General features: G+C 70.9%; 20 protein-coding genes and 3 pseudogenes. 11 read left to right on the top strand and 12 right to left on the bottom strand.

Going from position 1 to position 24,497, the window contains the following annotated elements:
- Positions 1-425 precede the first annotated feature (425 nt).
- Together AOQ53_RS11290 and AOQ53_RS44575 are read right to left on the bottom strand one after the other, a co-directional pair.
- Positions 426-1,661, bottom strand: a complete 1,236-nt coding sequence (locus AOQ53_RS11290; protein WP_059416875.1) for a PP2C family protein-serine/threonine phosphatase — start codon at positions 1,659-1,661, stop codon at positions 426-428.
- A gap of 126 nt (positions 1,662-1,787) precedes the next feature.
- Entirely contained in the window at positions 1,788-2,285 is a 498-nt protein-coding gene (locus tag AOQ53_RS44575) for a KR domain-containing protein (protein ID WP_059416874.1), read from the bottom strand.
- Between the two features lie 120 nt (positions 2,286-2,405).
- On the opposite strand from AOQ53_RS44575, the gene AOQ53_RS11280 reads away from it, so the two are divergent.
- The 3 genes from AOQ53_RS11280 to AOQ53_RS11270 are packed head-to-tail and all read left to right on the top strand — an operon-like array spanning position 2,406 to position 4,584.
- A complete protein-coding gene (locus tag AOQ53_RS11280; RefSeq protein WP_174523268.1) occupies positions 2,406-3,476 on the top strand; it encodes an aromatic ring-hydroxylating dioxygenase subunit alpha in 1,071 nt (356 codons plus the stop codon).
- On the top strand, positions 3,473-3,652 hold the full coding sequence (locus AOQ53_RS11275; RefSeq protein ID WP_059416872.1) for a hypothetical protein: 180 nt from the start codon (positions 3,473-3,475) through the stop codon (positions 3,650-3,652). Before AOQ53_RS11280 ends, AOQ53_RS11275 begins: the two co-directional genes overlap by 4 nt.
- Positions 3,649-4,584 (top strand): PDR/VanB family oxidoreductase, encoded by a 936-nt coding sequence (locus AOQ53_RS11270; RefSeq protein ID WP_059416871.1) that lies wholly within the window; start codon positions 3,649-3,651, stop codon positions 4,582-4,584. The genes AOQ53_RS11275 and AOQ53_RS11270 overlap by 4 nt, the downstream gene beginning before the upstream one ends.
- Here the strand turns inward: AOQ53_RS11270 and AOQ53_RS11265 are convergent.
- The gene (locus AOQ53_RS11265; protein WP_059416870.1) at positions 4,499-5,350 is read right to left on the bottom strand and encodes an IclR family transcriptional regulator domain-containing protein; all 852 of its coding nucleotides are present in this window, start codon (positions 5,348-5,350) and stop codon (positions 4,499-4,501) included. The two genes, AOQ53_RS11270 and AOQ53_RS11265, sit on opposite strands and share 86 nt — an antisense overlap.
- 196 nt (positions 5,351-5,546) lie before the next feature.
- Between AOQ53_RS11265 and AOQ53_RS11260 the strand changes: the two genes are divergently transcribed.
- From AOQ53_RS11260 to AOQ53_RS46045, 3 genes and pseudogenes are all read left to right on the top strand, one after another.
- A complete protein-coding gene (locus AOQ53_RS11260) occupies positions 5,547-6,521 on the top strand; it encodes an ABC transporter substrate-binding protein (RefSeq protein WP_059416869.1) in 975 nt (324 codons plus the stop codon).
- A gap of 13 nt (positions 6,522-6,534) precedes the next feature.
- Positions 6,535-6,891, top strand: a pseudogene (locus AOQ53_RS46050) (ABC transporter permease); the annotation flags it as partial.
- Positions 6,888-7,034: pseudogene (locus AOQ53_RS46045) on the top strand (DUF402 domain-containing protein); the annotation flags it as partial. The pseudogenes AOQ53_RS46050 and AOQ53_RS46045, both read left to right, overlap by 4 nt.
- On the opposite strand, the gene AOQ53_RS11250 reads toward AOQ53_RS46045, so the two are convergent.
- Entirely contained in the window at positions 6,993-7,664 is a 672-nt protein-coding gene (locus AOQ53_RS11250) for a class I SAM-dependent methyltransferase (protein WP_059416867.1), read from the bottom strand. The pseudogene AOQ53_RS46045 and the gene AOQ53_RS11250 overlap by 42 nt on opposite strands.
- A gap of 139 nt (positions 7,665-7,803) precedes the next feature.
- Between AOQ53_RS11250 and AOQ53_RS47330 the strand changes: the two genes are divergently transcribed.
- Positions 7,804-7,938: a hypothetical protein gene (locus AOQ53_RS47330; RefSeq protein WP_010046145.1), complete on the top strand. Its 135-nt coding sequence runs from the start codon at positions 7,804-7,806 to the stop codon at positions 7,936-7,938.
- A 27-nt stretch (positions 7,939-7,965) separates the two neighbouring features.
- On the opposite strand, the gene AOQ53_RS11245 is transcribed toward AOQ53_RS47330, so the two are convergent.
- The 3 genes from AOQ53_RS11245 to AOQ53_RS11235 form a co-directional block, all read right to left on the bottom strand.
- Positions 7,966-8,415 carry a GNAT family N-acetyltransferase gene (locus AOQ53_RS11245; RefSeq protein WP_059416866.1) on the bottom strand — a complete coding sequence of 150 codons (450 nt, stop codon included), beginning with the start codon at positions 8,413-8,415 and terminating at the stop codon, positions 7,966-7,968.
- Between the two features lie 188 nt (positions 8,416-8,603).
- Positions 8,604-9,587: a DNA polymerase Y family protein gene (locus AOQ53_RS11240; RefSeq protein WP_059416865.1), complete on the bottom strand. Its 984-nt coding sequence runs from the start codon at positions 9,585-9,587 to the stop codon at positions 8,604-8,606.
- Positions 9,584-13,042 (bottom strand): DNA polymerase III subunit alpha, encoded by a 3,459-nt coding sequence (locus AOQ53_RS11235; protein WP_059416877.1) that lies wholly within the window; start codon positions 13,040-13,042, stop codon positions 9,584-9,586. The genes AOQ53_RS11240 and AOQ53_RS11235 overlap by 4 nt, the downstream gene beginning before the upstream one ends.
- Positions 13,043-13,195: 153 nt before the next feature.
- Between AOQ53_RS11235 and AOQ53_RS40775 the strand changes: the two are divergent.
- Positions 13,196-13,518: pseudogene (locus AOQ53_RS40775) on the top strand (DUF3533 domain-containing protein); the annotation flags it as partial.
- A gap of 199 nt (positions 13,519-13,717) precedes the next feature.
- On the opposite strand, the gene AOQ53_RS11230 reads toward AOQ53_RS40775, so the two are convergent.
- From AOQ53_RS11230 to AOQ53_RS11220, 3 genes are all read right to left on the bottom strand, one after another.
- Positions 13,718-14,800, bottom strand: coding sequence for a S1 family peptidase (locus AOQ53_RS11230; RefSeq protein ID WP_059416864.1), 1,083 nt, complete (start codon positions 14,798-14,800; stop codon positions 13,718-13,720).
- 404 nt (positions 14,801-15,204) lie between these two features.
- The gene (locus tag AOQ53_RS11225) at positions 15,205-16,110 is read right to left on the bottom strand and encodes a S1 family peptidase (RefSeq protein ID WP_059416863.1); all 906 of its coding nucleotides are present in this window, start codon (positions 16,108-16,110) and stop codon (positions 15,205-15,207) included.
- Between the two features lie 260 nt (positions 16,111-16,370).
- A complete protein-coding gene (locus AOQ53_RS11220) occupies positions 16,371-17,591 on the bottom strand; it encodes a DUF5685 family protein (protein ID WP_174523267.1) in 1,221 nt (406 codons plus the stop codon).
- A 290-nt stretch (positions 17,592-17,881) separates the two neighbouring features.
- Here AOQ53_RS11220 and AOQ53_RS11215 point away from each other — a divergent pair, with 290 nt between their 5' ends.
- The gene (locus AOQ53_RS11215) at positions 17,882-18,319 is read left to right on the top strand and encodes a cell division protein SepF (protein ID WP_059416861.1); all 438 of its coding nucleotides are present in this window, start codon (positions 17,882-17,884) and stop codon (positions 18,317-18,319) included.
- 37 nt (positions 18,320-18,356) lie between these two features.
- Here AOQ53_RS11215 and AOQ53_RS11210 read toward each other — a convergent pair whose 3' ends face one another.
- A complete protein-coding gene (locus AOQ53_RS11210) occupies positions 18,357-19,547 on the bottom strand; it encodes an acyl-CoA dehydrogenase family protein (RefSeq protein WP_059416860.1) in 1,191 nt (396 codons plus the stop codon).
- A gap of 613 nt (positions 19,548-20,160) precedes the next feature.
- Positions 20,161-21,762, bottom strand: coding sequence for an MFS transporter (locus AOQ53_RS11205; protein ID WP_059416859.1), 1,602 nt, complete (start codon positions 21,760-21,762; stop codon positions 20,161-20,163).
- A gap of 296 nt (positions 21,763-22,058) precedes the next feature.
- Between AOQ53_RS11205 and AOQ53_RS11200 the strand changes: the two genes are divergently transcribed.
- Together AOQ53_RS11200 and AOQ53_RS11195 are read left to right on the top strand one after the other, a co-directional pair.
- A complete protein-coding gene (locus AOQ53_RS11200) occupies positions 22,059-23,228 on the top strand; it encodes a glycosyltransferase family protein (protein WP_059416858.1) in 1,170 nt (389 codons plus the stop codon).
- Positions 23,229-23,455: 227 nt separating this feature from the next.
- Complete coding sequence (locus AOQ53_RS11195) at positions 23,456-24,460, top strand: phosphatase PAP2 family protein (protein WP_059416857.1); 1,005 nt, start codon at positions 23,456-23,458, stop codon at positions 24,458-24,460.
- Positions 24,461-24,497: the final 37 nt, after the last annotated feature.

Below are 24,497 nucleotides of genomic sequence, written 5' to 3'. Positions count from 1 at the left end.
CATACGGTCTTCAGGACAGGGCCGGACGCTCTCGCGTTCCAGCTGCGCTTCGAGATACGCGATCCGGGTTTTCGCCCGGGCGCGCCATGCGGTCCGCGGTGGCCGGCCCGGAACGGTGCCGGTCACTCGTAGACGGCGGTCACGCGCAGCCTCTCCCACGACTTTTGGCCCGGCGCGCCGTCAGCGTCCTGACCGCGGGCGTATGACATCCGGACCATCGATCTGGGGATTCCACTCCAGAATCCTCTCCAGCGCCAGGCGGTGCATAACCGCGATCTTTCCGAGCGCGTCACCACGTTTCACTACGCAGAACTCCACTGCCTTTTCCATGTGCCCACACTAAATGAACCCCCCGCCATGAAAAAGTCGAGGATTCCGTTTCGATTTCACTTTTTGACAGGGAAACGGATTCCGCCGAAACCGGCTCACAGGCGGGCGATGACCAGGGCGATATCGTCCCGGCCACCGCCGGGGGCACCCATGTGGGCCAGCAGTCCGTCGGCGAGTTCTTCCACGGGGAGCGTGCCGCACTGGGCGAGAGCGTCGATCAGCCGCGCCAGGCCGATGTCGATGTCCTCGCCGCGGCGTTCGATGAGGCCGTCGGTGTAGAGCACGAGCGTGTCCCCTCGGGTGTAGGGCAGGCCGGCCTGGGGACGGGGGACATGTTCCGGCCGGGCGCCGAGCGGCGGGTCGGTGGCTTGGTCCAGCAGTCGGCAGCTGCCGTCCGGACTGAGCAGTACCGGCGGTGGGTGGCCGGCGTTGCTGTAGATGATCAGCCGGCTGCGCGGGTCGACGAGCACCTTGGCCACGGTGGTGGCCAGCGCGCCGTCCACCGCCCGGGCGTACAGGCCCAGCACCTCCAGTGCCTGGGCGGGGCTGGGAACGGCCCGGATGGCGGCGCTCAGGGCGCTGCGCAGCATGCCCATCACGGCGGCGGCCTCAAGGCCGTGGCCGACGACGTCCCCGACGGCGATGGCGTAGCGGTCCGGCGGCAGATCGACCACGTCGTACCAGTCGCCGCACACGTTGAGCGATCCGCTGGCCGGCAGGTAGCGCACGGCGATGTTCCGGTGCCTGTCCAGGTCGGGCGAGCGGAGCAAGACCTCCTGGAGGGTGACGGCGATCTCGCGTTCGCGGGCATGCGCCTGGCGCAGCTGCTCGTTCAGCCGTTCCAGATCGTGCGACCGGGCATACACCTGGGCCGCGATCCCTGTCGCCTGGTTGCTCAGCGGTGGGGTGAGCTCACGGATGACGGGGGAATGCATCAGCTCGGTGACGTCGTCGGCGCGCGTGATGATCCATTTCACGGCGCCGTCCGGCCCCAGGACGGGGCTGGACATCCCGCACCACCAGCGCTCCTCCACCTCCCCCGGCCGGCCGGCGACGGGAATGCCGAATCGCCGCGGTGCCACCATGTCGGGCTCGTGGGAGTCCAGCACGCGCTGGAGTGAGGCGCCGAATTCACGCGCCGCATCCGGCTCACCAGGTGTGTCCGGGAACGCCTCCAGGACGTGCCGCCCGGCCAGTTCCGCGCGGGTCCTGCCGGTGGCCTGGAGATAGGCCCGGTTGGCATGGCGAACCACCAGGTCGGTGTCCAGCACCAGGTACGGGTTCGGTGCGGCGTCGAACAGCTCCTCGAAATCGATCTCCGCTGTAGTCACGCGCGTGCCCTGCCGATCTCTCCAAGCGCGACCGCTGCATCTCCAACCTACGAGCCGCCCGCCGGACGCGCCCGCCGGACCGTGTCGCTGAGCGCGGCCGGCCGAGCACGAGGGTTTCCGGACCACTCAGCCCCCGACCCGGCACTTGAGGAGCGGTTCAAGCATGCCGAGGTCCGCGACTGGGACGCTGACAACGACGTCGAGCCGGTCTCCCTGCCGCCCCCCTGATCCTGGCCGAACTGGACCGAGTCGGAGTTCGCGGCCATGTCGCGCACGGCCTTGACGGACAGTCAGGCCTGGAAGTTCCGGTCCTCGGTCGGCGTGCCGGGGATGCGACGCCGGCGATCGGCGGCAGGTCCTTTCGTGGTGCGCGCTGCGCCACTGCCGCAGCTGGTCGGGGTCGGCCACGTCGACGGCGGCCAGGTGAATCCTGGCGCCGAGCGATTCGAGCTCAGGGAGCTTGCCGACGAGGCTCCACTGCGGGTGGTCCTCGGGCAGCCCGTCCCAGGACTGCCGAGCCGGGACCGGGGTGCGGCCCATCAGGACCACGTCGCGCGCGCCTCGCTCGGCCAGGAACCGCGCGGCAAGCAGGCCCAGCGAGCCGAGGCCGCTCCTGCGCCTCACCCAGCCAGAGCCCTTCCGTCTGACGGAAGCCGCCTTGCCTGGTGCCCCCCGCCGTCGGGACCCTGATCCCAACCACGGCACGCGGGGCGACGACGCCCCGCCGACAGGGACGGGAAGCCCATGCCTCACATGACCGCCTTCGCCAGGAACCAGTGGTACGTCGCCGCCTACAGTCACGAGGTCGGGCGGGAGTTGCTCGGACGGACGATTCTCGGTGAGACGCTCGTGCTCTACCGGACCGAGGAGGAGGGCACGCCGGTCGTGCTGCACGACCGGTGCGTGCACCGCCGGTACCCGCTGTCCGAGGCCCCGACGCGCCTCGACGGCGACCGGATCGTGTGCGGGTACCACGGGTTCACGTACGACACGACCGGTACGTGTGTGTACGTGCCGGGGCAGAAAAGGGTGCCGCGCACGGCCCGGGTCGCCTCCTACCCGGTCGTCGAGCAGGACTCGCTGATCTGGGTGTGGATCGGTGACCCCGCGCTCGCCGACCCGCAGGTCATCCCCCGGGCCAGGCACCTCGACTCCCCCGGCTGGGTCACCGTGCGCGGCATGGAGCCCATCGACTGCGACTACGGACTCCTCGTCGACAACCTCCTGGACCTGTCCCACGAGACGTATCTGCACGGCGGGTACATCGGCACCCCCGAGGTCGCCGAGACGCCGATCACCACGGAGGTCGACGAGGGCGCCGGGATCGTCCGGGTGAGCCGGCACATGGACGACGCCGAGTGCCCGCCGTTCTACGCCAAGTCCACCGGTATCGAGGGCCGGATCACCCGCTGGCAGGACATCGAGTACCACGCGCCCTGCCTGTATCTGCTGCACAGCCGCATCGCCCCGGTCGGTGTGCTGCCCGAGGCGGACGGCAGCGACCCGAACGGCTTCCACACCGAGATCACGTACGCGATCACACCGTCCGGCGACGGCAAGGTGTACGACTTCTGGGCCGTCTCCCGCGACTGGGCGACCGACGACGCCGAGGTCACCGAGTTCCTGCGCGGCAACAACCACACGGTCGTGATGCAGGACGTCACCGCCCTCAACCTGCTCCAGAAGACCCTCGGCACCGAGCGCACCGGCTACCAGGAGCTGAGCATCAACATCGACACCGGCGGCCTGGCCGCCCGCCGTATCCTCGCCCGGCTGGTCGAGGAGGGCGAGAAGCCCGTGGAGAAGGTCCAGTGACGAGTCCGACCGGCGAGATCTACCGCATCGACTGGCTGCCCGGCACCGACGTCCTGCACGGCACCTGCCACTGCGGCCGCGAGCACACCGCGCAGGACCCGGTGGAGATGTGGGAGTGGATGCTCGCCCACCCGCAGGGCCACGACGTCGACGAGCCGCGAGGAAACAGTTCATGAGCGTCTACGAAGCCGAACTCGTCGTGGGGCGGCGTGAGTTCGCCGCCGACGGCGTGCTCGCCCTCACCCTGAGCCACCCGCTCGGCGAACCGCTGCCGGCGTGGGAGCCGGGGGCCCACATCGACGTCGTGCTGGGCCCCGGACTGGAGCGGCAGTACTCGCTGTGCGGCGATCCGGCGGACCGGTCGGCCTGGCGGATCGCGGTGCTGCGCGAGCCGGGCGGCCGGGGCGGTTCGGCCCATGTGCACGAGCAGGTGGGGCAGGGCCACAAGGTCCGCGTGCGCGGGCCCCGGAACAACTTCGGGCTGGAGCCCGCCCCCCGCTACCGCTTCGTCGCGGGCGGCATCGGCATCACCCCGATCCTGCCGATGCTGGCGGCGGCCGAGGCGGCGGGCGCCGAGTGGACGCTGCTGTACGGCGGGCGCAGCCGCCGGTCGATGGCGTTCGGCGAGGAACTCGCCCGGTACGGGGACCGGGTGACGATCGCGCCCGAGGACGAGACGGGGCTGCTGGACCTGCCCTCCGTGCTGGACGACGTACCCGAGGGCACGCTCGTCTACTGCTGCGGCCCCGGGCCGCTGCTGGACGCGGTCGAGGAGCGCTGCCCGTCCGCGGTGCTGCGCGTCGAGCGGTTCCGGCCGAAGGAGCAGGAGACCGGCGGCGACACCGGGTTCGAGGTGGAGCTGGCGCGGAGCGGCAGGACGCTCTCGGTCGCGCCGGACGTGTCCGTACTGGACGCCGTGCGCGCCGCCGGGGTCGAGGTGCTCTACTCCTGCACCGAGGGCACCTGCGGGACCTGTGAGACCGACGTCCTGGACGGCACCCCGGAACACCGGGACTCGGTGCTCACCCCTCAGGAGCGGGAGAGCGGCGAGACGATGATGATCTGCGTGTCCCGGTGCCGGGGGCAGCGGCTGGTGCTGGACTTGTGATCCGCAGGTCGGCCTCGATCCCTGCGACGGTCGCCAGCAGATGCGGCAACAGGTCGCGGCGTACGGAGTCGACCGAGTTGCGCCCGGCGTGCACGGCGATGTTGACGGCCGCGACCACGTCGCCGTCCCGGTCCCGCACCGGGGCGGCGACCGACCTCAGCCCCTCCTCCAGCTCCTGGTCGACGACGGCGTAGCCCTGCCTGCGGACGCGGCGCAGCTCCGTCCGCAGGGCCTGAGGCGTGGTGATCGTGCGTGTGGTGTGGGGCTTCAACTCCGCCCGGGCGAGCCTGGCTTCGACGTCCTCGTCCGGCAGATGGGCGAGGATCACCCGGCCCACCGAGGTCACATACGCCGGGAACCGGGTACCGACCGTGATGGACGCGCTCATGATGCGGCGGGTCGGGACCCGGGCGACGTACACGATGTCGTCGCCGTCGAGGACACAGAGCGAGGACGACTCCCGTACCCGCGCGACGAGTTGCTCCAGATGGGGCTCGGCGATCTGGGGCAGCGTGTAGCTGGAGAGGTAGGAGTAGCCCAGTTCCAGCACCCGCGGGGTGAGGCGGAAGCGGCGGCCGTCGGTGTGTACGTAGCCGAGGTCGGCGAGGGTGAGCAGGAAGCGGCGCGCCGCCGCGCGCGTCAGTTCGCAGGCCCGCGCGACCTCGCTCAGGGTCAGCGCCTGATGCTCGGCGTCGAAGGCGCGGATCACGGCGAGGCCGCGCTCGAAGGACCGGACGAAATGCGGTGCGCGGGCTTCAGCGGGCATCCTGGGCCTCCGGCGTGACGTACGACCGTGCGCTGTGCGCACGCTAGGAGTGGGGATCTCGTGATGTCAACGAGCAGTGGCGACACAGGCATTGACCATGGAGCGAACCCGGCTCTACGTTCTCGCTGAGCACAAGCGTGCTGTCTGCGCACAACCTGTCGGAGAACCACAGCCAGCCGGTTCCACAGGAGGAGTCTTGCGTCGTCGTCTCTTCACCCGTCTCGCGGCCGTGTCCGTCCTGCTCACCGCGGCGGCCTGTGGCTCGTCCGACGGCGGTGGCACCTCGGACGCGGGCGCCTCGTCCGGCGGGGTGACCACCGTCGAGGTCGGGCTCATTCCCATCGTCGATGTGGCTCCGCTCTATCTGGGCCAGGAGAAGGGCTTCTTCGAGAAGCAGGGCCTGAAGCTGCGGTTCACCACCGCGCAGGGCGGCGCGGCGATCGTGCCGGGTGTGGCCAGCGGTCAGTTCCAGTTCGGGTTCTCCAACGTGACGTCGCTGATGATCGCCCAGTCCAACAACGTGCCGATCAGGGCCGTCGCGAACGCGATCGCCTCGACCGGCGTCGAGGGCAAGGACTTCAGCGCGATCACCGTGGGCAAGGACAGTCCGATCAGGTCACCGAAGGACCTGGAGGGCAAGCGGGTGGCCATCAACACCCTGAAGAACATCAACGAGACGTCCGTGCGCGCGTCGGTGCGCAAGGCGGGCGGCGACCCGGACAAGGTCAAGTTCGTCGAGCTCGCCTTCGACCAGATGCCGGCCGCCCTCGACAGCGGGCAGATCGACGCCGCCCAGGTGGTCGAGCCCGCCCTCGCCACCGTCAAGAGCCAGGGCGGCCGAGAGATCGCCTCGAACCTGGTGGACGTGGCACCCGACCTCACCGTCGCGCTGTACTTCACCTCGACCCGGTACGCCCAGCAGAACCCGGAGGTGGTCGAGAAGTTCCGGAAGGCCACCGCCGAGTCCCTCGCCTACGCCGACGCCCACCCGGACGAGGCCCGCCGGGTCGTCACCACGTACACGAAGATCCCGGCGGCGGTGCTGGAGAAGGTGACCCTGCCGAAGTGGCCGGCGGAGCCGAACCGCGCCTCCATCGAAGCGCTGATGAAGCTCGGCGAGGACGACGGCCTGTTCAAGTCGACGCCGGATCTGGACAAGCTGCTGCCGTGAGGGACGCAGACGCATGAGGGGCGTCAACGCCGCACTCGGTGCGGCCGGGCTCGCCGCTTTTCTCGCCCTGGGCGAGGCGGTGCCGCGGCTCGGCCTGGTCAAGGAGACCTACTTCCCGCCCACCAGCCGCATCGCCGAAGCGCTCGCGGACGAGATGGCCGACTTCGCCTTCTGGACGGCGCTCGGCGACACGCTCACCGGCTGGGCGCTGGGCCTGGCGATCGCGTCCTGTGCGGGGATCGTGGCGGGTGTGCTGATCTCGGTCGTGCCGTATCTGCGTGCGGCGACGGCCTCCACGATCGAGTTCCTGCGCCCCATCCCGTCGGTCGCGCTGATCCCGCTGGCGGTGCTGGTGTACGGCACCGAACTGACGTACGGCGCCTGGACGAGGACGAGTTCGCCGACAGCGGCCTCGCCGAGCGGGACCCCGAGGCAGCGGCCGCCGCACTCGACGCGCTCGACGAACTGGAGTCACTGGCCCGCGGCGGCGGCTTCACCAGCCTCCTGGCTTGAAGCCCCGCTCACGGCCACCACCGCGTACCGCTCGTCCGTCACCTCCCCGCCCCACAGCAGCGGATCGCCGGACAGCCGCTCCACGCTCACCTGCCCGGCGACCGGCGCGAGGAGGCCGATGAGCCGCTCCGCCGGTATCCCGACCGGCGCGGCCGTCCCCCACACCCCCTCGACCAGCACGAGCCGCCCTCCCGGCCGCAGCAGCCCGGCCCAGTGCCGCAGGGCGCGACCGGGGTCGGGCAGGGCCCACAGGACATGCCGGACGAGCACCGCGTCGAAGCGCTGCTCCCCGACCGGCGGTGCCGCGGCGTCACCGATGACGAACACCGCGTCACGCCCGGCCAGCTTCTGCCGGGCGAGCGTCACCATCGCCGGAGAGAGATCCACGCCCGTCACCCGGTGCCCCTGCTCGGACGCGAGGAGCGACAGACTGCCGGTGCCGCAGCCGAGATCGAGGACGTCGCCGGCCCGCCCGGGCAGCCAGGCGCGCAGCCGCACGGCCCAGGCCCGGCGCACCTCCGGGTCGCGCAGCCCGTGGTCCGGCTCCTCGTCGAAGCCGGCGGCGCGCGCGTCCCAGTCCACGTCAGCGCCGGTGTTCACCGAGGTCGTGTCGTCACTGTCGTTCACCATGCGCCCAAGAGTGACACCCGCCACTGACACTCGAATCGTGACAGCCGCCACTGACAGACCAGGAGCGATGAGGAACTCTCCCCCGAAAGGTCTACCTCCGTGAGAACGCGGAACCCGGTAGCCCCTTAAGGAGGCAGCCATGCGCCGTGTGACCGTGCAGAAGCCCCTGAAGAAGACGGACGTCCGCCGGGCCCGCGAGGAGGCCGACGAGCGCCCCGCGGGACGCCCGGAAGTCCGCAAGGACATCGCACGCACATGGTGGCCGGACGCCTGAGCGGCCGGTACCGATCATGAGACCCGGTCAGAGCAGCCGCTTGCGGTAGTGGACGCGGTCGTAGGGCCCGTCCAGTCGTCGCTCCACCAGCTCATAGCCGTACTTCGGATAGATCTCCTGGTTCTCCCACATCAGCGCGTTGGTGTAGAGCCTGACCTCGGGCAGCGCCAGCGCACGCGCGTGCGCGTCCACGAACCGCAGCAGCCGTCGCCCCACTCCCCTGCCGTGCGCGGTGGGGTGGACGGCGATGATGTCGAGGAACAGATGGTCCTCGAACGCCTCGACCACGACGAGGCCGGTCACGGGCTCGCCCGTCACGAATACCTTGCCCGCGGCCACGTTCGCCGCGTGGTCCTCCTCCATGGGCTGCGGCACCCGTCCGATGCGCTCGATGTACGGGCGGAAAGCCGCGTCGATCACGCCCTCGACGACCGGTACGTCGGCGGCGCCGGCCGGCCGGATCTCCTTGTCTGCCATGCCAAGACGGTACTTACATGATGCCGGTCCGAGCACTTCCTTGACCGGCCCTCTCCTAAGCTTGGGGAGGCAATCGGAGGCCGACCGCGGAAATCAGGTTCTTCGGAGCAGCCGTCTCTTCGGACCAGGTCGCGGCCCAATCCGCCCCATCGTGCCGCCCTGGGCCAACTGACGTCACGCAGGAGGATCTACGCCGCCAGTCCCGCTAGCCCCCCGGGCATCACCGCCCGCGGGCCGAACTTCGCTCGCGCGCGGTCCGCGACCTCCTCGATGCGGCGGACCTTCTCGTCCACGGGATCGAAGGTCAGCTGATGGGAGGCCTGGTCGGCGGGGTCGAGCCCCTCGGCGCGCAGGGCGATCGCCCGGACCCGGGCGCGTTGCAGGCCGAGTGCCTCGTACATGCCGTACGCGGCCCTGGCCAGGTCCGGCGAGTGCGCGGTCGGCTCGGCCAGCGTGCGGCTGCGGGTGGTGGCGGAGCGGTCGGCGTAGCGCACGGTGAGGGTGAGCGTGCGGCAGACCTTCTCCAGGGCGCGCAGCCGGGCGCCGATCTCCTCGGCGGCCGACAGCAGGGCACGGCGGTGGCGGTCCGAGTCCAGTTCGTCGCGGACGAAAGGGCGTTCCGTGGCGAGGGAGCGGGAGACGGCGTTCGGGACGACCCGGCCGCGGTCGACACCGTTCGCCTTCTCGTGCAGCTCGCGGCCGGCCTTCGCGCCGACCAGCCGCTGGAGCGTGGACAGCGGCGCGGCGGCGACCCTGCCCAGGGTGTCGAGGCCGTAGTCGCCCAGCGTACGGGCGGTCGCGGCGCCCACGCCGGGCAGTGCGGCGACGGGCTTGTCCGCGAGGAACTCCGCGATGGCGTCCTGCTCCTCGGGCACCGCACACGTCACCCCGGGCACGGCGTCGCGCAGCGCCACGCGGGCCAGCATCGGCCCGGGTCCGGCACCGATCACGCAGTCGACCCCGTACAGCGCGAGCGACCGCACCCGGATCAACGAGGCCAGTTCGACGGCGTCCCGCCCGAAGTACCGCTCGGCGCCCCGCAGGTCGGCCAGCGCCCCGTCCGGCGGCAGGGCCTGGACGACGGGGGTGAACTCCTCGAGCATCCCGATCAGTCGGGGCAGGTCGGCCTCGCGTGCCGGAGGCAGCTGGAAACGTACGCAGAGGATGGTCATCCCGCACTCCCCGGACTCTGGTGCCACAACTTTCTTCCCACCGCGGGCCCTTCGCCCGCGGGACGCAGATCGGCCCAGGGGTGCATCTCGTACCCCGTGGGCATGCGGATCTTCCGCTGCTCCTCCGGATCCCGGGCCGCGGAGCCCGTCGGCGCCTTGCCGCCGTCACCGGAATCGCCGGAACCAGCACCGGCACCGGCCAACCGGGCCGCGACCCCCTCCAGCCCCTCCTCCCGGCGCACCTCCAGCAGCTCCGCGAGGTTCCAGGCGGCGGCGCCCACCACGCTGAGGCTGCGCGGGCCGCGCCGCTGCACCACCCCGCGCACCAGCAGCAGCCAGGAGTGGAAGACGGTGTGAGCGCAGGCGTCGTGGGAGTCGTCGAAGAAGGCGAGGTCGACCAGGCCCGTGCCGTCGTCCAGGGTGGAGAAGATGACCCGCTTGCCGGACCGGATCGGCGGCGTCTGGGTGGCCGCCTTGGCGCCCGCGACCAGCACCGTCTCGCCGTGCCGGGCCTCGCGCAGCCGGCGCGCGGACACCACGCCCAGCTCGTCGAGGAACGCCCGGTGATCGTCCATCAGGTTGCGCGAGGCGTCCATGGACAGCACGCCCAGCTCGGCACTGAGCCGCTCCGACGAGGTGAGGTCGGGCAGCCCGGCCGGGGCGGTCTTCCGGCCCCCGGCCAGCGGGAGCTGGCCACCGCCCGCGCCCCGCGCGCCCCGGTGCAGCTCGGTCAGATGCAGTTGCAGATCACGGCGGTTGGCGCCGAACGCGTCCAGCGCTCCCACCTGCGCGAGCCGCTGGGCGAGCGGACGGCTGGGCCGGCCCCGCTCCCAGAAGTCGACCAGCGAGGCGTACGGCTGCCCCTCGGCGATCCGAGCCGCCTCGGCCTCGCTGATGCCGTGCACATCGGAGAGCGCCAGGCGCAGCCCCCATTTACCGGACACCAGTTCGATACGGTGTGCGACACCAGACGCGTTCACATCCAACGGCAGCACGGGCACCCCGCGCCGCCGCGCGTCCGCCAGCAGCAGCCGCTTCGGGTACATGCCGGGATCGTGCGTGAGCAACCCCGCGTAGAAGGCGGCCGGATGATGCGCTTTCAGCCACGCCGACTGGTAGGTGGGCACGGCGAAGGCGACCGCGTGGGCCTTGCAGAAACCGTACGACCCGAAGGCCTCGATGATCTCCCAGGTCCGCTGAATCGTCTCCGCGTCATATCCGTTCGCCGCCGCGTGCTGCGCGAACCACACCTTGATCCGCCCCTGCGACTCCGGATCGGACAGCCCGCGCCGCACCCGGTCCGCCTCACCGCGCCCGCAGCCGGTCATGATGTCGACGATGTCGATGATCTGCTCGTGGAAGACGACGACCCCGTACGTCTCCTTCAGCGGCTCCTCCAGATCCCGGTGGGGATAGCGGATCGGCGCCCGCCCGTGCCGCGCCTCGATGAACGGCCGCACCATGTCGGCGGCGACCGGCCCGGGCCGGAACAGCGAGATGTCGACGACGAGATCGTGGAAGGTGGCCGGCTGGAGCCGCCCGACCAGGTCCCGCTGCCCCGGCGACTCGATCTGGAAGCAGCCGAGCGTCTCGGTGGACCGGATCAGCCGGTACGTCTCCGGATCCCCGGGCGGCACGGTGTCCAGATCGACCCTGACGCCCGACACCCGTTCCACTTCCGCCACGGCGTGCGCCATCGCCGACTGCATCCGCACCCCCAGCACGTCCAGCTTGAGCAGCCCGAGGTCCTCGACGTCGTCCTTGTCGAACTGCGACATCGGAAAGCCCTCGCCACTGGTCGGCATGACCGGTGTACGGGCCAGCAGGGAGGCGTCGGACAGCAGCACCCCGCACGGGTGCATGGCCACCCCGCGCGGCAGCGCGTCCAGCGCCTCGACCAGTTCCCACAGCCGTCCGTACCTCTCCTTCTCCCCCGCCAGTGCCCGCAGCTCGGGCAGTTCCTTCAGCGCGGCGCGGGCGTCCCGCGCCCGGATGTGCGGAAAGGACTTGGCGACCCGGTCGATCTCGGCCGGATCCATGGACAGCGCCGCCCCCACGTCACGGATCGCGTGCCTCACGCGATACGTCTCCGGCATCGCGACCGTCGCGACCCGCTCGGTGCCGAACCGGTCGATGATCGCGCGGTAGACCTCCAGCCGGCGCGCGGACTCCACGTCGATGTCGATGTCGGGCAGCACGACCCGCTCCTTCGACAGGAACCGCTCCATCAGCAGTCGGTGTTCGATCGGATCGGCGTGCGCGATCCCGAGCAGATGGTTGACGAGCGACCCCGCACCGGACCCCCGGGCGGCGACCCGGATGCCCATCTCCCGCACGTCGTCGACCACTTGGGCCACGGTCAGAAAGTAGGAGGCGAAGCCGTGGTGGGCGATGATGTCCAGCTCGTGGTGCATCCGCTCCCAGTACTCCCGCCGCCGGTCGTACCCGCGCAGCACCATCCCCGCCGCCGCCCGCGAGGCCAGCGTCCGCTGGGCGGTACGGCGGCCGGCGCCGACCATGTGCGGCTCGGGGAAGTGGACGGTACCGATCCCGAGGTCGTCCTCAGGATCGACCAGGCACTCGGCAGCCGTGGCCTCGGTCTGCTCCACCAGCCGATGAGCGGTGTCACGCCGAAACCCCGCGGCCTCCACGATCCGCTCGGCAGCATGCACCATGGCCCCCGCGCCCTTGAGCCAGGCCTCGCCGGAGTCCAGCTCCTTGGTCGGGTCGACGGGCACCAGCCGGCGCGCGGCGTCCAGCACGTCGGCGACCGGCCCCAGCCCCGGGTCGGCGTACCGTACGGCGTTGCTGAGCACGGGACGGATCCGCTGCTCGGCGGCGAACCCGACGGTCCGGGCGGCCAGTCGCAGAGAGCCGGGACCCGTACCTTTCCGGCCGTGCCAGACGGCCTCCAGCCGCAGGGCGTCGCCGTAGACCTCCCGCCAGGGCACGAGCAGCCGCGCCGCACGGTCGGGACGCCCGGCGGCCAAGGCACGCCCCACATCCGAGTCGGGCCCGAGCAGCACGGTCACGCCCTCGGCGTGATTGCGCTCCCAGGGCAGCAGGGGCGCCTCCTCCCTCTCATGCACCACCGAGACGAGCCGGCACAGCCCGGCCCACCCACGGGCGCCGTCCCGGGCGAGAAAGGTCACCCGGGGGGCCGACTCGTCGACGAAGGCGCCACCGCGCACAGGAGTCCGGCGCCGCCCCCGCCCCGCCACGGGCTCAGGGGGCTCCGCTCCCGCCACCGCCAGCTCCGCCCCGAACACCGGACGGACTCCCGCTTTCGCACAGGCCTTCGCGAACCGGACGGCACCGGCAAGCGTGTCGCGATCAGTGAGAGCCAGGGCGTCCATGCCCCGCTCGGAGGCACGCTCGGCCAGCCGCTCCGGGTGCGAGGCTCCATACCGCAACGAGAACCCGGAGACGGTGTGCAGATGCGTGAACCCCGGCACACGCACCTCCCACACTCGCGAACCACACGGGCTCTCGAACATCTGTTCCCAGCTACCTCACCCCACCATAGACCAATTCTCGAATGCATGTGCGACATCCGCTCGGCCCCGCCCCACCTGCGGAAACACCACCCCACCCCCGACCGTGGAGGCATGCCGCACCGCTCGTTCCGCGACGAGGTGAGAGACGCCGTCACCCCGCGGGCCACCTTGCCCATCGTCGGCGTGATCGCACTCCAGCCGCTGTTCATCGCCTCCTAGGTGGGAGCCCCGCACGACCCGAAACCCCAGGACATGCCCTTCGCGGTGGTCGCCCCCGGCACCGCGGCCGAGCAAGCGGTGACCCGACTGGACCGAGTGCCCGGCTCCCCCTGGACCCCCGCGCACTGCCCGACGAGTCCACGGCCCGGAGCCAGATCACGAACCGGGACATCGACGGCGCCCTGATCATCAACCCCACCGGCACCGACACCCTCCCGGCGTGCTGCTGTCCGACGCCTCCCTACCCGGACGGACACCCCCGGCGCGGCCCCGACCCACCACCGCCGCGCAGGCGCAAGCGGCGCACCCCCACCGCACAGGCCGCCGCAGGCACCCCGCCCAACCACCGGAGGCAAACGCAGAAGCCCCGCCCCTCACACAAGGGGCGGGACTTCACAAACCCAGAACCAGAACTCAGCCGATCTCGGTCCCGGTAGCCGACAGCGCCTCCGTCACAGGCTGGAAGAACGTCTCCCCACCGGACGTGCAGTCACCACTGCCACCGGACGTCAGCCCGATCGCGTTGCTGCCCGAGAAGAGCGCGCCACCACTGTCACCGGGCTCCGCGCACACGTCGGTCTGGATCAGACCGTTCACGATGTCGCCGTTGCCGTAGTTCACGGTGGCGTCCAGCCCCGTGACCTTCCCGTCGTGCACCTGGGTCGTCGACCCGCTCCGCGTGACCTCCATGCCGACCGTCGCCGCGGCGGCACCCGTGATCTTCTGCGTCGAGCCGTTGTAGAGGTTCACCTCGCTCGGGTGAGCCACGTCCGCGGTGTACTTGACCAGCCCGTAGTCGTCACCCGGGAAGCTGGAGTCCGCGTTGGTGCCGATCTCCTTGCCACTGGAGTCCGACCACGTCGAGATGCCCTCGGTGCAGTGCCCGGCGGTCAGGAAGAACGGCTCTCCGCCCTTGACCACGTTGAAGCCGAGCGAGCAGCGGCCACTGCCACCGGTGATCGCGTCGCCACCGGCGATGAAGGGCTTGTACTCGCCCTTCGTCCGCTTGAGTTCGGCCTTCGCACCGAGCCCGTCGACGACCTTCGTCAGCTTCGCCCACTCGGCCTTCGACACCGTACGGTCGGCGGTGACGACGATCTTGTTGGTCGTCGGGTCGGTCACCCAGGCGGTGCCCGGAATCGTCGCATCCTGCTTCAGCGTGCCGCGGGCGCTCTTCAGTTCGGCGAGAGAGTTCGCCACGATTCTCGCCTTGGCTCCGGCCTTCTCGACGGCCTCGGCCGCGGCTTCGTCGAGCACGTTCACCACGAGGCTCTTGCTCTTCGTGTCGTAGTACGTGCCCGCCGCGTCGGCGCCGAGGTCCTCGGCCAGCGTCGAGGCGAGCTTTCCGGCCGCCGTGACCGACAGGGTCCGGGGCGCGGAGGCCTCCGGGGTCTCGCTCGCGTTCGCAGTCTGGAAGGTGACTCCCGCGGCGACCAGTGCGGCGATACCCGCACCTGCCACGGCTGCACGCCGCTTGGGTATGCGTCGGTGCTTCAACTCACGTCCTCCTGTGGGGGGTCGGCCCGAGAGATTGTGGGGACCTCGCGAACCGGAAGGCTTTGTTGACGAGCGCCTACTATTCCGAGGACAACGGGGAGCACACAAGGTCGACTTCAGGACGCGCGTAGATTACGGAACGCACGCCCCCTCATTTTGACCGTCCACGGTCAAATCGGACTCAAGTCGCACGCGCTTCACGCACCTTCACACTGCAAACACTACGCGTGAGTAATCTGTGCCCACTCTGTGAGGTCTGACCACGGCTGAAAATCGCCTGTCTGGTCAGCCCGCGGCAACCCGCCAAAATCCGCGGCAATTTCCACCAAAAAGGGAGGAGCCCCCGCACGCAGTGCGTGCGGGGGCACAGAAACTCAGCCTGCTGCCGACCGGGACCGACCGGCCTAGTACACGCTGACCCCGTAGGCGCTCAGGGCCTCCGTGACGGGCTGGAAGAACGTCGTACCACCGGAGGAGCAGTTACCGCTGCCGCCGGAGGTCAGACCGTACGCGACACCGTTGCTGCCGTAGAGCGAACCGCCGGAGTCACCGGGCTCGGCACAGACGGTGGTCTGGATCAGGCCGGAGACGATGTCCCCGCCGCCGTAGTTGACGGTGGCGTTGAGGGCGGTGACACGGCCGCTGTGCGTACCGGTCGTGGAGCCGTCGCGGATGACGGTGGTGCCCACGCTCGGGGTGGCCGCGCGCGTGATGTCCACGCCGTTCGCGGTGCCGGGACGGCTGACGGAGCCGCTGTAGCGGACGAGGCCGTAGTCGTTGCCCGGGAAGCTGGAGCCCGCGGTCGACCCGATGACCGTGGTGCGGCCGGAGTTGGAGTACCAGGTGCCCGCGCCGTCGGTGCAGTGACCGGCGGTCAGGAAGAACTGCTGGCCACTGCTGTTCCGGACGTTGAAGCCGAGGGAGCAGCGCCAGCTACTCGCATAGATGGCGTCGCCGCCCTGGATCAGCTTGTTGAACTTGCCGGGGGTGCGCTTGATCGTGAGCGCGTCGGCGTTGGCGCCGGCCTGCTGCTTGATCTTCGCTATCTCGGCCTGGGTGACCGTGCTGTCGACGGTCACGAGCACGCGGTTGGTCTTGCTGTCGACGGCCCAGGCGGTGCCCGGGATGTCGGCCTTCAGGATCGAGCCGCTGGCGCTCTTGAGCTCGGTGGCGCTGAAGGTGGCGGGAGTGTCGGACGCGTTCGCGCTGGGGATCGCGATCGCGGCGGCGGCGACGAGGCCGGTGGAAACGGCGATCAGCCGTGTCCGTCTCGAAATGCCGCTGCGGGGGGTGGTGCGCTTGATCCTCACTTTTCGTTCCTCCACAAAGGAAGTCGGGGGCCCTCGTGGGGTTCGGGCCCGTGAGGCGCAGTCCGGGACCGGCTTGTTCGGATTCCGAACCCGCCGTGCCCCTGACAAGCGCTGGTGGGAGTATTCGGCCGAACGGCCGGTAGGCGCAAGAGGGCCTTTCGGCCGTGGCCTTTTGAAGGGCCGTCACAATGCCGCGAAATGGCGGGCGAACGCACCCCGGCGACGGCAGCGCGCGAGGATGTGGGACGGGGGCAGCCGCCTCAGGGGCAGCAGCAGTCGCACCCGTCGCAGTCGCAATCCCGGCAGCAGCCTTCACGCTTCTTGCGGGACCACGGCCCCTCGTACTCCTTGGCGCAGCACAGCTTGCAGGTGCAGCACAGCAGCCAGAACATCCCGCAGCCGGCCCAGAAGCCGCGCCGGCCCCGGGGCGGCTGGGGCACCGGCGCGCCATCGCCGAAACCACCGCCGCCGTACCCTCCTCCCCCACCGGTGTACGGGTTTCCGCCACCGCCCGCGTACGGGTTCCGCGGAGCACCGTGCGGCCCCTGGGCGTACGGACCCTGAGGCGGCTGCTGCCCGTACGGCCCGCCCTGGTGTGACGCGCACACCGGCACCGTGCCGAACGCCCGGTCCACCGAGCGCCGCAGTTCGTGCACGAGCAGCAGATGCACGAGCTTCGCGTCGGTGAACTCGGCCTCGCGCAGCGCGAGCCGCACCCCGTGCACCGCGTCGTCGGCGAGCCGCCGGGCCTCCGCGAGGGAGGTGCCGGTCGCGGCGATCGGGTTCCAGGCGCCTGACGTGGCGTCAGCACTCAGATCCTCCACGGCGTCCAGCAGGTGGGCCAGCCGCCCGAAGAGCCGTCCGGCCTCGGCGAGGGGCCCGGCGTTGTGCGGCCGGCCGGCGAGGACCGCCGTGTGCGCGAAGGCGGCGGCGGTCGCGGTCTCGGTCGGTTCGGTGACCGTCAGGATCGGCGTGCCGGGCCCGGCGAGCGCCTCGATGCCGCCCTGCCGGTCCACGGCGTCGACCAGGACGGCCGTGTCGAACCCGACGGCGGAGCCGGTGCGCGCCCCGGCGCGGTCCCAGCCCGCGGCGACTCGGCGTGCGGCGCGTGCGACCGGCGCGCGGGCCAGCAGTCCGTCGCCGTCGGCGACGTGGTCGCGCACCTTGGCGGAGGCGAGCACCAGCGACACGGCCGCCGCGAGCCGCGCTCCCTCACCGTGCGCGACGGACGCGGTGCGCATCCCGCGCAGCGGACACGGCCCCGCCGTACGTCGCCCCACACCACTCGACGTGCCGGGGGTCCGCTCCGCCTGAGCCTCCGTCAACACGGAGACGAGAAGCCCGTCATAGTTCGTGACGATGCGCGCGAGCTGCCCGTGGTCCCCACGCAACGCGAGACACAGCCCACACAAATGCGCCATCCACTGGGCCGTGAGGCTCTCACCGAGCCGGTGCCGACAAGGCCTGACCATTCCGAACACGACGTCCCCCCGGTGCTCCGTACGACGTTTGGCGCCGCATGGTATCGGCCATCGCGTTCACCCGTACGCACCGCTCATCACCCGTACGCCGCGAAGAATCATATTTCACTCACAGTCAGCAGCCGTTTACCGCAAGACCCTTGGGAAACACGGACTCTCGACGGATTCGCTGTGCACCAGTACCGTCACAAACCCCCCGTGCGGCGTCTATCCACTTGGCGCGCCATCCGCATCATGGACGACCATAGGGATGCGGAAAGCAAGAAAGACCGCTGTGAGAGGAGGCGTCCATGGGATCGGTACGCAAGGCAAGTGCCTGGCTTGGCCTCGTCGACGACAACGAAGACGAGCGTTACTACGACGACGACTACTCCGACGGGACCGAGCCCGGGGATGCCTGGGTCACCGATCCGCGCGTCAAGGTGGCCTCGGACGTCGCCGAGGAGAAGGGGCGCCGCATCGGCACGGTGACTCCGGACAGCTTCCGGGACGCGCGCGCCATCGGCGAGCTGTTCCGCGAGGGCGTGCCGGTCATCATGAACCTCACGGCCATGGACGCCGCCGACGCCAAGCGCCTGGTCGACTTCGCGGCCGGGCTGATCTTCGGTCTGCGCGGTTCGATCGAGCGCGTGTCGACGCGCGTGTTCCTGCTGACCCCCGCCAACACGGAGATCGTGAACGGCGACCCGGCCGCGCACCGCGCGGACGGCTTCTTCAACCAGAGCTGAGGCAGGGCCGCTCACCGGCCCTGCCCCCGCGCAGGGTTCACCGGAAGGCGTCGAGTCCGGTGAGCGCCTTGCCCAGCACGAGCTGGTGCATCTCGACGGTGCCCTCGTAGGTGAGCACCGACTCGAGGTTGGTCGCGTGCCGCATCACGGGGTACTCGAGCGAGATCCCGTTGGCCCCGAGAATGGTGCGGGCCGTGCGGCAGATCTCGATCGCTTCTCGTACGTTGTTGAGCTTGCCGAAGCTGACCTGCTCGGGACGCAGGCGGCCGGCGTCCATACGCCGCCCCAGATGATGGGCGAGCAGAATTCCCTTGTGCAGTTCGACCGCCATGTCGGCGAGTTTGGCCTGTGTGAGCTGGAAGCCGCCGATGGGCCGCCCGAACTGCTCCCGCGACTTCGCGTAGTCGACCGCGGCCTCGAAACAGCTGCGGGCCGCGCCCATGGCGCCCCAGACGATTCCGTACCGGGCGTGCGACAGACAGCTGAGCGGCCCGCGCAGGCCGGTGACCTCCGGCAGTACGGCGTCGGCGGGCAGCCGTACCTCGTCGAGGACGAGTTCGCTGGTGACGGAGGCCCTGAGGGACCACTTGTGCTTGATCTCGGGGGCGGAGAACCCGGCGCTGTCCGTCGGCACGGCGAACCCGCGGATCCCGTCCTCGGTCTGCGCCCACACGACGGCGACGCCGGCGACCGACCCGTTGGTGATCCACATCTTGCGGCCGTTGAGGACCCAGTCGGTGCCGTCGCGCTTGGCGTACGTCCGCATGGCGGCCGGGTCCGATCCGTGGTCGGGCTCGGTCAGCCCGAAGCACCCGATGACCTCGCCGGAGGCCATCCGGGGCAGCCATTGCCGCTTCTGCGCTTCGCTGCCGAACCGGTGGATGGCGTACATGGCGAGCGAGCCCTGCACGGAGACGAGGGACCGGATCCCGGAGTCGGCGGCCTCCAGCTCCAGACAGGCGAGCCCGTACTGCACGGCGGACGCCCCGGCGCACCCGTACCCCTCCAGGGACATCCCGAGGGCACCGATGCTCCCCAGTTCCCGGGCCAGCTCCCGGATCCCCGGCAGCTCCCCCTGCTCGTACCACTCGGCGACATACGGCAACACCCGGTCCGCGGCCCAGGCCCGCACGGTATCCCTGATCCCGAGGTCCTCCGGCTCCAGGAGGTCGTCGAGGCCGAGGGGATCGGCGGGGGCGAAGGGAGGAAGCTTGGACGACTCGGACATGCGGACACCCTCCGGAACTCTTTAACTAGCACCGCTAACCAAGACGCTACGGCCTTCGCCCACCCGCGCACCACCCGTAGCTCTCAACTGACGGGCCGAGGTCGCCAGTGGCAGCACCGCACCGTCGGCGGCCTCGGGCTTCGCTGCGGTCCTTCCCTGTGGTGTGGGTGGCGGCAGCGCGCTGTGTAGGCGGCAGCGTGCTGTGTAGGGGGTGCCGGATGGGGGAGCGTTTGCGTCGGGTCAGGGTCGTTGCGGCCTTTGCCTGGCTTGTCGACTGCGGCGCCGCGCCGTGTCCGGGATGGTGCCGCGAACCCCGCCCAGGTTGTCGGTGAGGGCCTCGGCCGGATGTGGTTGCTTGCCGTCGGCTAGTGGAGCCGTGGCGGCAGGTTCGCCTGCGGTGGCGCGAGGAAGAGTTCCTTCGTCATGGACGCGCACGTCCTGCGTCGGCGCCGCCGCGTGCCGGGCGGCGAAGCGGCCGGATGGACTGTGGGGGTGGGACGCCGGTGGCGGCTTGCGGGGGTCGGGGGTCTGAAGCCCGGGGGTCCGGGGGGGGTGGGGCGACTTCCACCCCTCAGTCGGCAGATACGGGTGGCGCATGGTGGGCAAAAGCACGTCACACCGAGACGCGCGACTCCGTAGCGTCCCTGGGTGCGGGCAACTCCACCGCACCAGCACCCTCGCACTGCATGGCACGCGGCAACCGCAACGCCATCACCGCCCCGAGCAGCAACAACCCCGCACTCACCAGCAGTGTCACATGCAACCCGTGCACGAACGCGTCCCGCGCGGCATGCCGCAGAGCGACCCCCGCAACCCCGCCCAGCTGCGCAGCGACCTCGTACGCCTCCCCCAGCGAATGCCCCGCAGCAGAGGACGCCGACTCCGGCACACCCGGCACATCCGACAATCCGGGCGCGTACGCCGCGTTCATCACCGTGCCGAGCAGGGCGATCCCGATCCCCGCTCCCAGCTGATACGACGTCTCCCCGATCGCCGCCGCCCCACCGGCCTGCTCCTGCGGCGCCTCGCTCAGCATCGACTCGTACGCCCCGAACAGCGTCGTCTCCAGCCCGAAGCCGAGCAGGACGAATCCGGTCAGCATCAGCGCGCAGTCGTCCGTCCGGCCCAGCGCCGTCAGCAGCACCACCGCGAACGCCGTCAGACAGAACCCGGAGCACACCATCCGCCGCGGCCCGAACCGCCGCAGCATTCGCGCCCCGGCCAGCCCGGCCGCCATCGCGGCGAACGTCAGCGGCAGCAGCCGCAGCCCCGTCTCCAGCGGCGACAGCCCGAGCACGAGCTGGAGGTACTGCGCGGCGATCAGTTCGAGACCGACCAGCGCGAGCATCGCCAGCACGATGCACCCGACGGACGTGCTGAACGCCGGCCGCGCGAACATCTTGAGGTCGACCAGCGGCTGCGCCCGGCGCCGCTGCCGCCGGACGAAGGCGACCAGCAGCGCCGCGCCCACGACCAGCGGCAGCACGGTGAGCAGGCCCCCCACCGACTCCCCGCCGCCGAGCCGCTTGACGCCCAGCACCACCCCGAACAGCCCGATGGCAGCCATCAGCGCGCCGACCACGTCCCAGGGCCCTTCGCCGTCGCCCTTCGACTCGGGCAGCAGCAGCCGCCCGACCGGGAGGCTGACCAGCATCAACGGGATGTTGACGAGGAACACCGAGCCCCACCAGAAGTGCTCCAGCAGGAAGCCGCCGAGCAGTGGCCCGACCGCCGCGCCCACCGCGGCCACGGCGCTCCAGATGCCGATCGCGAGCGCCCGCTCGCGCCGGTCCGGGAAGACCTGCCGGAGGATCGACAGGGTCGCCGGCATGATCATCGCGCCGCCGACGCCGAGCAGCGCCCGCGCCAGGATCAGCACCTGGGCGTTGTCCGCCAGGGCCGCCAGGCCGGAGGCGACGCCGAACAGCGCGTACCCGAGGAGCAGGACCCTTCTGCGGCCGACGCGGTCGCCCAGCGTGCCGAACAGGATGAGCAGCGAGGCGCAGACGAGCGGGTAGATGTCGACGATCCAGAGCAGCTCTATCCCGCCGGGCTTCAGGTCCTCGGTGACGGCGGGGACCGCCACGTGCAGCACGGTGGCGTCGACGGCGACCAGCAGCAGGCTGACGCAGAGGACGACGAGAACCACCCAGCGGTTGGCACCGGCCCCGGCCGCCCGACGGCGCAGTGCGGCGGCCGTGGTCGTCCCGGACATGTACGTACCTCCCAGATGTTCCCTCGCGATCGGCGGGCTCACGGGGTGGGGGACGCCCCCGCGACTCGGCCGGAGAGGAGCGGTGGTCTCCGGCCCGCGCAAACGAAAAGCGAGTGACACGTCAGAGTACGCGAGTCCGCGCCGGAGCCGAGTGGCGGACCTCTCACACGTCCGGCGGAACGATGTGGCGTACGCCACTCCCCCTCCGTCGTCCGCTCCCCCGCCTCGACCGCTCCCCGCCGTCGTCCACGCCCCGGGCGGCCGGCCGGTTCCGGCCCGGGTCGATAATCGGGCCCGTGACCGATCTTGAGACGCGCGCGGCCCCCTCCCGCACCGGGGTGCTGCGCCGGGCGGCCCCGGCGCTCCTCGGGTACGCGGCCGTCCGTGGCCTGGGCCTCATCGCCCTGGCCCTGTGGAGCGCGGCACGCGACAAGAGCGCGTACACGCTGCTGACCGCCCGCTGGGACGCGCTCTGGTACACCAGGGTCGCCGAACTCGGCTACGGCTACGAGGTGCGTCTGGCGAACGGGGACGTGCACTCGAACCTCGCGTTCTTCCCGCTGCTGCCCTGGCTGGAGCGGCTGGTGGCGGCGGTGTCCCCGCTGTCGTACGCGGACGGCGGTTTCCTCGTCAGCCTGGTCGCCTCCCTCGCCGCGGCGTGGGGGATCTTCGCGGTCGCGGACCACGTGTACGGGCGCCGGGCCGGGGTGTGCGCGGTGCTGCTGTGGGCCGTTCTCCCGGTCGGGATCGTGCAGTCGATGGCGTACAGCGAGTCGGTGTTCACGGCGCTCGCCGCGTGGTCTCTGTACGCGGTTCTGACCGGCCGCTGGGCGGCCGCGGGCACGCTGGCCCTGCTGGCGGGGCTGACCCGCCCGGTCGGAGTGGCGGTGGTGGCCGCGGTGTGGGTGGCGGGCATCGCCTCCTTCGCACGGGAGCGGCCCGCGGGCGACGCCGACGGCCCCGGCCCGCGTCCCCGCCGTGTCCTCGGCATGCTGCTGGCCCCCCTCGGCACCGCCGGATACGTGCTGTGGGTCGGCCACCGCACCGGCAAGGGTCCGCTCGGCTATCTCGACGTGCAGGCGGGATGGCGCAACGGGTTCGACGGGGGTTACGCCTTCGCCCGGTTCGTCGCCGAAAAGTTCACGTCGTTTCCCTCGGCCCTGGCCGGTGCCGGGCTGATCGCCGGGGTCGCGTCAGTCGTATGGCTGTATGTGGTCGGCGTACGTCAGCGCCAGCCCCTCCCGCTGCTGGTCTACAGCGGAGTCGTGACCGCGCTCGCCCTGTGCGCGTCGAGCTACTTCGGCTCGAAGCCGCGCCTGCTGATGCCCGCCTTCCCACTGCTGCTGCCCCTCGCACTGGCCCTGGCCCGGCTGCGTCTGCGCAGGTCGGTGCTGGTGCTCGGGCCGGTGGCGGTCGCCTCGGCGGTGTACGGGGCGTTCTGGCTGAACGGCTCGGGTCCGCCCTGACCCGCTGTGAGCGCCGGGAGAATTGCGCACGATGCTCCGGTGAACGAATTCAAAAGCGCAATAAAACCGCCGTCCGGAATGATCAAAGGAATTGAAGGCCGCAGGGGCCGGCGATTACGGATTCGCTGGAAATAAACCTCCTCCTGAGAGGAATCCCACATCACATCGTCATCACAAAGCCGTTGATTCGACAGGGATCCGAGCTCACTCGCTGTAACGTCGATTGGGTGCGTACCGAACCGAAGCTCACCCGTCTGGACCGGGTGTTCGCCCGGCTGGACCGTGAGCCGGAACGACCGGCCCACCTCGATGTGCCGAAGATGAGCAGGCACCGCATCGTGCTCCTCGCGGCGACCCTGGCCTTCTACGGCGCGATCGTGTGGGCCGTGATCATCACGTCCTGGCTTGTCCGGCTCGACTGGCAGGTCATGTTCTTCCGGCCGTACCAGCAGTGGTCGGAGATCCACTGGTTCGTCGACTACTACGTGGTGCTCGGCCAGCGCGGTCCGACCGCGGTGATGGTCGCGGCCTGGCTGGGCTGGCGCTCCTGGCGGCAGCACACCCTGCGTCCGCTGCTCGCCCTCGGCGTCTCGCTGCTGCTGCTGAACATCACGGTCGGCGCCGCCAAGTACGGCATGGGCCGGCTGGGACCGCACTACGCGACCGTGATCGGCTCGAACGAGATGTGGCGCGGCGGCGATATATTTCCGAGCGGTCACACCGCCAACGCCGTGGTGACCTGGGGAATCCTGGCCTACATGGCCTCCACCCCGAGAGCGCGCCGCTGGCTGTCCGCCGTGTCCGCGGTGACCTCGCTCGGCGTCGGGATGGCCACCGTGTACCTCGGTACGCACTGGCTGAGCGATGTGCTGCTGGGCTGGGCCGCGGGGCTGCTGATCCTGCTCGCCCTGCCGTGGTTCGAGCCGCTGATCGCCCGTTCCGAGGCCAGGATCTTCGACCTGCGCGACCGGCTGCGGGCCCGCCGGAGCCGTCGTACGGCGCCGGCCGCCGTGCCGGTCGGCGCACCGCACGTGGTGGTCACGCCGCTGCCCGCCGACCGGGACGACGTCGCGGCCGGCTCCCCCCGGGCCCCCGTCTACCTGGCGCCGGGACCGCACACGGCCCGCTCGGAGCGCACGCCGATCTCCCCCACGGGCAGCCGCCGCCCGCCGCACGCGGAGCGGCACCCCCGCGGCTCGGCCTCCTCGACCCGGCCTCTGACGGGCGGCTGACCAGGACGGACGGCGGGACAGGTGCGCACATCGTCCC

Origin of the sequence: Streptomyces azureus (assembly GCF_001270025.1) — a bacterium.
Lineage (GTDB): Bacteria > Actinomycetota > Actinomycetes > Streptomycetales > Streptomycetaceae > Streptomyces > Streptomyces azureus.
This window is presented reverse-complemented; position numbering and strand designations above follow the sequence as displayed.

What these genes read in the sequence shown, in the direction of transcription:
- AOQ53_RS11280 (WP_174523268.1), top strand. Translation starts at nt 2,406, where the DNA reads ATGCCTCACATGACCGCCTTCGCCAGGAACCAGTGGTACGTCGCCGCC.
- AOQ53_RS11270 (WP_059416871.1), top strand. Translation starts at nt 3,649, where the DNA reads ATGAGCGTCTACGAAGCCGAACTCGTCGTGGGGCGGCGTGAGTTCGCC.
- AOQ53_RS11265 (WP_059416870.1), bottom strand. Translation starts at nt 5,350, where the DNA reads ATGCCCGCTGAAGCCCGCGCACCGCATTTCGTCCGGTCCTTCGAGCGC.
- AOQ53_RS11250 (WP_059416867.1), bottom strand. Translation starts at nt 7,664, where the DNA reads ATGGTGAACGACAGTGACGACACGACCTCGGTGAACACCGGCGCTGAC.
- AOQ53_RS47330 (WP_010046145.1), top strand. Translation starts at nt 7,804, where the DNA reads ATGCGCCGTGTGACCGTGCAGAAGCCCCTGAAGAAGACGGACGTCCGC.
- AOQ53_RS11245 (WP_059416866.1), bottom strand. Translation starts at nt 8,415, where the DNA reads ATGGCAGACAAGGAGATCCGGCCGGCCGGCGCCGCCGACGTACCGGTC.
- AOQ53_RS11240 (WP_059416865.1), bottom strand. Translation starts at nt 9,587, where the DNA reads ATGACCATCCTCTGCGTACGTTTCCAGCTGCCTCCGGCACGCGAGGCC.
- AOQ53_RS11215 (WP_059416861.1), top strand. Translation starts at nt 17,882, where the DNA reads ATGGGATCGGTACGCAAGGCAAGTGCCTGGCTTGGCCTCGTCGACGAC.
- AOQ53_RS11210 (WP_059416860.1), bottom strand. Translation starts at nt 19,547, where the DNA reads ATGTCCGAGTCGTCCAAGCTTCCTCCCTTCGCCCCCGCCGATCCCCTC.
- AOQ53_RS11205 (WP_059416859.1), bottom strand. Translation starts at nt 21,762, where the DNA reads ATGTCCGGGACGACCACGGCCGCCGCACTGCGCCGTCGGGCGGCCGGG.